5 protein-coding genes are annotated in these 6,580 nt (G+C 70.8%); 4 read left to right on the top strand and 1 reads right to left on the bottom strand.

All coding sequences use genetic code 11. The features are described 5' to 3' along the window. The first annotated feature begins 8 nt into the window (after positions 1-8). Positions 9-1,106, top strand: a complete 1,098-nt coding sequence (locus ACFVS6_RS18395) for a hypothetical protein (RefSeq protein WP_389704917.1) — start codon at positions 9-11, stop codon at positions 1,104-1,106. Positions 1,107-1,227: 121 nt separating this feature from the next. Here ACFVS6_RS18395 and ddaH read toward each other — a convergent pair whose 3' ends face one another. Continuing rightward, complete coding sequence (gene ddaH, locus ACFVS6_RS18400) at positions 1,228-2,040, bottom strand: dimethylargininase (RefSeq protein WP_389704918.1); 813 nt, start codon at positions 2,038-2,040, stop codon at positions 1,228-1,230. Positions 2,041-2,397: 357 nt separating this feature from the next. On the opposite strand from ddaH, the gene ACFVS6_RS18405 reads away from it, so the two are divergent. The 3 genes from ACFVS6_RS18405 (at position 2,398) to ACFVS6_RS18415 (ending at position 6,515) form a co-directional block, all read left to right on the top strand. Continuing rightward, positions 2,398-3,795: a lysine N(6)-hydroxylase/L-ornithine N(5)-oxygenase family protein gene (locus ACFVS6_RS18405; RefSeq protein WP_389704919.1), complete on the top strand. Its 1,398-nt coding sequence runs from the start codon at positions 2,398-2,400 to the stop codon at positions 3,793-3,795. 121 nt (positions 3,796-3,916) lie between these two features. Next, positions 3,917-4,912 carry an SMP-30/gluconolactonase/LRE family protein gene (locus ACFVS6_RS18410; protein ID WP_389704921.1) on the top strand — a complete coding sequence of 332 codons (996 nt, stop codon included), beginning with the start codon at positions 3,917-3,919 and terminating at the stop codon, positions 4,910-4,912. Positions 4,913-5,069: 157 nt separating this feature from the next. After that, entirely contained in the window at positions 5,070-6,515 is a 1,446-nt protein-coding gene (locus ACFVS6_RS18415; RefSeq protein WP_389704923.1) for a glyceraldehyde-3-phosphate dehydrogenase, read from the top strand. The last annotated feature ends 65 nt before the right edge of the window (positions 6,516-6,580 follow it).

The raw sequence follows: 6,580 nt of genomic DNA on the forward strand, positions 1-6,580 counted from the left end.
CGCCGCCCGTGCACCGGTTCCCCCTGCCCGACCATCCGCTCAAGACCAACAGGCTCCTGCTGAACGTGACGGCCGCCCTGGTCACCGTGCCCTTCCTGGGCGCGCTGCTGTTCATCGGCTTCCTCGCCGGCGGCATCGTGCTGGCCGTCATCCTGATCGGCTTCGGGACATGGGGCTTCCGTCGGCGCAAGGCGGACCTGCGGGGCCTGGAGGTCGAACGCGCCGAGGCCGTCCTGGCCCACGCCGCGCTGTTGGAACGGCGCGAGCGGTACGCCCGCGAGAACGGCCACTCCTACCAGGAGACCTGCGCGCAGTCCGCGCTCGGCTTCGGCCGGATCGAGCAGCGGATCCCCGAGGACCGCAAGGACTGGGAGGGCGGCGCGACGATGGGGGAGCGGGTCAAGGAGGCACCGCACCTGGAGAAGCTGGTGGGCCTCGCCCGTCACGCCGGGGAGCTGGTCGCGGAGGGCGTCGTCCGGATGCGTCGGGAGGGCCTGGAGGTCACCGTGTTCGACCTGGAGGTCATCGACCACCACGACCTCGAAGGCCTCGTCACCTGCATGAAGCCCGCGGTCGCGCTGGAGGTCGCCAAGGACTACATGACGGTCTGGTCGGTGGAGCTGCCGCACGCGCTGCCCTACGTGTCCTCCGCGTACGCCTGGGACGGCAGACGCGGGCCGATCGAGGCCCTCGTCGAGGGGGAGGCGCGCCTGGAGCGCCGTACCGAGAACAAGGAACTCGCCGACTTCCTGCTGAGCCTGCCGGCCGTGCGCTTCGACGCCCTCTCCGACACCGTCCACCCGTGGTTCATCGACGGCAACAGGCTGATGGCCTGCGCGAGGGGGAACGAGGGCGTCGACCCGGAGGCGCTGGAGGTCACCGCCGCGCGCCTCGCCCGGCTCGCCGCGGGTCTGCCGTGGACGGCGTTGGGGCGCTTCACGCTCACGGACCCGCAGGACGGGCCGCGGCGCGCCTCCCGGATCCGCTGGACGCAGCGCCGGTACGGGAGCACGGCAGTGGCCCCGTCGGCCCGCCTCCTGTGGGAGGAACGCCGGATCACCCACGCGGGCCTGCGGGCCTTCATGCCGGCCGACGACACCGACTAGGCCGCCTCTTCGGCAAGGGATGCGGCAGCGCCGCCGCGCGGACGTCCGGTCCGCGCGACGGCGCCGCACCCGGCCGGCCCCGGGGCCACGGGCGGGACCGGCAGGACTGTGACCGGGTGCCCTACGGGGCCGGTCGGAGCTCCAGGGTGCAGCACTTCACGCTGCCGCCGGCCTTGAGCAGTTCGGACAGGTCGACGCCGATCGGGTTGAAGCCGCGCTCGCGCAGCCGCTCGGCGAGGCCGGAGGCGTTCTGGGGCAGGACGACGTTGTACCCGTCCGAGGTCGCGTTGAGGCCGAAGACGGCGGCGTCCTCGGGGTCTGCCTCGATCGCGTCGGGGAAGAGGCGCCGCAGGACGGCCAGGCTGCCGGGGGAGAAGGCCGCCGGGTAGTAGGCGATCGTCCGCTCGTCCAGGACGGTGAGCGCGGTGTCCAGGTGGTAGTAGTCCGGGTCGACGAGCGTCAGCCCGATCACGGGACGGCCGAAGAACTCCTGGGCCTCGTCGTGGGAGCGGGGGTCGCTGCGGAAGCCGGTGCCGGCGAGCAGCCATTCGCCGGTGAGCAGGTAGTCGCCCTCGCCCTCGTTGACCACGTCGGCGGTGCGCAGGTCCGGGAAGCCGTTGTCGCGCAGCCAGTCGTGGTAGGCGGGGCCCTCCGCGATGCGTTCGGCGTCCCGGAAGCGCGCGACGAGCGCGCGGCCGTCGATGACGGTGGCCCCGTTCGCCGCGAACACCATGTCGGGGAGGCCGGGCAGCGGTTCGATCGTGTCGACGGTGTGGCCGAGGCTCAGGTAGACCTCGCGCAGCTGCTCCCACTGGGCGATGGCCAGCCGGGTGTCGACGGGCTTCTTCGGATCCATCCAGGGATTTATGGAGTAGACCACGTCGAAGTGCGTGGGCCGGCACATGAGGTAGTGCCGAGGCCGTGCTGTGCGCATGGGTGATGTTCCCTTGGGGTCAAGGGCGGCCGGGGTGCCGGCCGCCCATCGAGGGCGAGTGAGCGGTCGCGGGCACCTCGTCGCCTTCCGGGGTGCGTTGTGCGCGGGGAGGGCGAGTTCGGGCAGGGACACGAGCCTGCGCCAGTAAAGCAAGGCTTACCTAAGCTTCGCAATAGGGCTTCTTTCGAAGGGAGTTCGGCATGTCGAGTCGGGGGGTCGATCTGATTTGCCCATCGACAATCACTCGAAGATCAGGTTAGCCTTGCCTAAGTTCTGCTCGGCCGCCGCTCCTTCGGTGTGCCTTGCCCCGGTTCCCCAATGCCCGGCAAGCGACTGCCCCGCACGATTGGGAGTGACATGTCAGAGGCTCATCCTGACGACGCGCCAGTGATCCACGACCTCATCGGAATCGGCTTCGGGCCGTCCAACGTGGCCATGGCCATAGCGCTCAGCGAGCACAACGCAGGCGTCGGACGGCAGGAGGCGGTCACGGCTCACTTCTTCGAGCGGCAGCCGCACTTCGGCTGGCACCGGGGCATGTTGATCGACGACGCGACCATGCAGGTGTCCTTCCTCAAGGACCTGGTGACGCTGCGCAATCCGACCAGCGAATACAGCTTCCTCTGCTACCTCAAGAGCAAGGGGCGGCTGATCGACTTCGTCAACCACAAGAACCTCTTCCCGCTGCGCGTCGAGTTCCACGACTACTTCGAGTGGGCGGCGGCCAAGGTCGACGACATGGTCTCGTACGGGTGCGAGGTCGTCGACATCCGGCCCGTCGTGCGCGACGGCGCGATCGAGTACGTGGACGTCACGGCCCGGTCCGGAACCGAACGCGTCGTCCACCGCGCCCGCAACCTCGTCATCGGCACCGGGCTGCGGCCCCACCTCCCGGAAGGCGTCGAGCGCACCGAGCGGGTCTGGCACAACTCGGACCTGCTGACCCGGGTGGAAGGCCTCAAGGACGCCGACCCGACCCGCTTCATCGTGGTCGGCGCAGGCCAGAGCGCCGCCGAGAACGTGGCATTCCTGCACCGCGCCTTCCCCCGCGCCGAGGTCTGCGCCGTCTTCTCCCGCTACGGCTACAGCCCCGCCGACGACAGCAGCTTCGCCAACCGGATCTTCGACCCGACCGCGGTGGACGAGTACTTCACCGCCCCCGAGGCGATCAAGCGCAAGCTGATCGAGTACCACGGGAACACCAACTACTCCGTCGTGGACGTCGACCTGATCGACGAGCTCTACCGCCAGGAGTACCAGGAGAAGGTCCTCGGCACCGAGCGGCTGCGCTTCCTCAAGGTGTCCCGGATCGCCGACGTCGTGGAGACCCCCGAAAAGGTCCGCACCACCGTCGAATCGTTGGTCACGGGGGACAGGACGCCGCTCGACGCCGACGTACTGGTCTACGCGACCGGATACCGGTCCGCCGACGGTCTCGGACTCCTCGGCGAGGCCGAGGCCCACTGCCTGCGCGACGACCAGGGCCGCGTCCGGGTGGAGCGGGACTACCGGGTGACCACCGATCCCGCGCTGCGGTGCGGCATCTACCTCCAGGGCGGTACCGAGCACACCCACGGCATCACCTCGGCGCTGCTGTCGAACACCGCCGTGCGGGTCGGGGAGATCCTCGACTCGATCATCACCCGGGCCGGCGTACGGGGTCCGGGGCAGGTGCCCGGTCCCCGTCGCGCCGCCGACGGTCTCGGCACGGCGTTCCAGGTCGCCGCCGCGGACCCCGGCCGGGATCCGGTCTGACGGTCGGGCTCCGGCGGCCCGGGAGGGGTGGCCCCGTCGCGGCGGGGGGCTGGTGCGGGGGCGGGTGCGGCGCCGATACTGCGCCCGGCGGACCAGCCCGCCGACGACGGAGGGGATCCCGATGAGGCCGACCCGCACGGTGCGCACCGCCTCCCGACTGCTGCGCGGGCTGCGCCGCCGCGTGCGGCCCGCACTCGTGCCGGTGGTCGCCCTGGTCGCGGCGGCGGGCGTGCTCGCGCCGGGCCCGGCGTACGCGGCTCCCCCGTGCGCCGCGCCCGCCGCCGCGGGCCCGCCCGTCGAGGTGGCACGCCTGCCCGACTGGGTCGAGTCGATCGCCGTCGACGCGCGGGGCCGGATGTTCGCCACCGCCTACTACACGGGCCGCGTCCACCGCATCGACTCGCCCGGCAGTGCCCCGGTCGCCCTCACCGGCAGCATCGGCGCCAACGGCGGGATCGTGGTCCGGCCCGACGGCAAGCTCCTCGTCGGCACCGGCAACGACCTCGCGCACTCCCTCACGGGTGATCTCTTCCCCCGCTCGGAGCTGCTGCTGGTGGACCCGGAGTCCGGCGCGGTCAGTACGTACGCCTCCGGCCTCGGCGGCATCGACGGAGTGGCCCTCGCACCCGACGGAACCGTGTACACCACGACCCTGGGCGGTCGGAACATCGGCCGCGTCACCCCGGACGGGCGCGTGGACCCCGCCTGGGCGCGCGTCCCGCAGCCCAACGGGATCGCCGTCTCCCCGGACGGCTCCCAGGTCTACGTCGTCCAGACCACGCTCGCCCCCGGCCTGTACCGGATCCCCGTGTCGGACCCGGACCACCCCCGGCGCTGGATCTCCACCGCCCCGTCCGACGCCCTGGCCCTGCCCGACGGCCTCACCCTCGACGGCGGCGGACGCCCGCTGATCTCCACCCACGCCTCGGGCCAGATCTGGCGGGCGGAGGGCGACAGCCTGTGCGCCGTGGCCTCGGGGCTGCACCTCTCCACCCAACTCACCCACGGGCGCGGCGACACCGGCTTCGCGGCGGGCCGGCTCTACCGCGCCGGCGTCGACGGCAGGATTCTGGAGGTCCCGGCGGGCGCCGACCCCGCCGCGCGACCCGCCCCGTAGGCCGTACGCGACACGGGTGCGCGCCCCTCCGTCGGAGATCCACTCGGGATCCGCCGGCGCGCCGATCGGGGCGGGGCCGGGGGAGGGGCACCCCCCTGGGTGATCAAACGAACAAGGGGTTAGCATATGAGCGCCGCCTAGCTCGAAAGATAAACCTGTGACTGTCAAAGATGACTCGTTCACCAACTGGAAAAACCGCGAGGAGATCGCGGAATCGATGATCCCGATCATCGGGAAGCTGCACCGGGAACGGGACGTAACGATCCTGCTCCACAGCCGCTCCTTGGTGAACAAGTCGGTCGTCAGCATTCTGAAGACCCACCGGTTCGCCCGGCAGATCGCCGGTGAGGAGCTCTCGGTCACCGAGACCCTGCCGTTCCTCCAGGCCCTCGCCACCCTTGATCTCGGCCCGTCCCAGATCGACCTCGGCATGCTCGCCGCGACGTACAAGACCGACGGCCGCGGCCTCTCGGTCGAGGCGTTCACCGCCGAGGCCGTCGCCGGCGCCACGGGTGCCAACAAGATCGAGCGCCGCGAGGGTCGCGACGTCGTCCTCTACGGCTTCGGCCGCATCGGCCGCCTCGTCGCCCGCCTCCTCATCGAGAAGGCCGGTTCGGGCAACGGGCTGCGCCTGCGCGCCATCGTCGTCCGCCAGGGCGGCGAGCAGGACATCGTCAAGCGCGCCTCGCTGCTGCGCCGCGACTCCATCCACGGTCAGTTCCAGGGCACCATCACCGTGGACGAGGCGACGAGCACGATCTTCGCCAACGGCAACGCGATCAAGGTGATCTACGCCAACGACCCCTCCGAGGTCGACTACACGGCGTACGGCATCAAGGACGCCATCCTCATCGACAACACGGGCAAGTGGCGCGACCGCGAGGGTCTGTCGAAGCACCTGCGCCCCGGTATCGACAAGGTCGTCCTGACCGCCCCGGGCAAGGGCGACGTCCCGAACATCGTCCACGGCGTCAACCACGACACGATCAAGCCGGACGAGCAGATCCTGTCCTGCGCGTCCTGCACCACGAACGCGATCGTGCCGCCGCTGAAGGCCATGGACGACGAGTACGGCGTCCTGCGCGGTCACGTGGAGACCGTCCACTCGTTCACGAACGACCAGAACCTGCTGGACAACTACCACAAGGCCGACCGCCGCGGCCGTTCCGCGCCGCTGAACATGGTCATCACCGAGACCGGTGCGGCCTCCGCCGTCGCGAAGGCCCTGCCCGACCTCAAGGCGCCCATCACCGGCAGCTCGATCCGCGTCCCCGTCCCGGACGTCTCGATCGCCATCCTCAGCCTGCGCCTGGGCCGCGAGACCACCCGCGAGGAAGTCCTCGACTACCTCCGTGACGTCTCGCTGCACTCGCCGCTGAAGCGCCAGATCGACTTCACCACGGCCCCCGACGCCGTCTCGATGGACTTCGTCGGCTCGCGCCACGCCTCGATCGTCGACGCCGGCGCGACCAAGGTCGACGGCGACAACGCGATCCTCTACCTGTGGTACGACAACGAGTTCGGCTACTCGTGCCAGGTCATCCGCGTCGTCCAGCACGTCTCGGGCGTCGAGTACCCGACCTACCCGGTCCCGCAGGTCTGACCCGCAGGTCACCGACGAGCGCGGCTCCGCTGATGTGAGAAGGCGCCCGCCCCGGCTTCCAGGCC

Origin of the sequence: Streptomyces sp. NPDC057939 (genome assembly GCF_042887545.1) — a bacterium.
In the GTDB taxonomy this organism is placed as follows: Bacteria; Actinomycetota; Actinomycetes; order Streptomycetales; family Streptomycetaceae; genus Streptomyces.

Bases quoted from the DNA above. Each gene is read 5' to 3' on its own strand.
- ddaH (WP_389704918.1), bottom strand. From the start codon at position 2,040: ATGCGCACAGCACGGCCTCGGCACTACCTCATGTGCCGGCCCACGCAC.
- ACFVS6_RS18410 (WP_389704921.1), top strand. From the start codon at position 3,917: ATGAGGCCGACCCGCACGGTGCGCACCGCCTCCCGACTGCTGCGCGGG.
- ACFVS6_RS18405 (WP_389704919.1), top strand. From the start codon at position 2,398: ATGTCAGAGGCTCATCCTGACGACGCGCCAGTGATCCACGACCTCATC.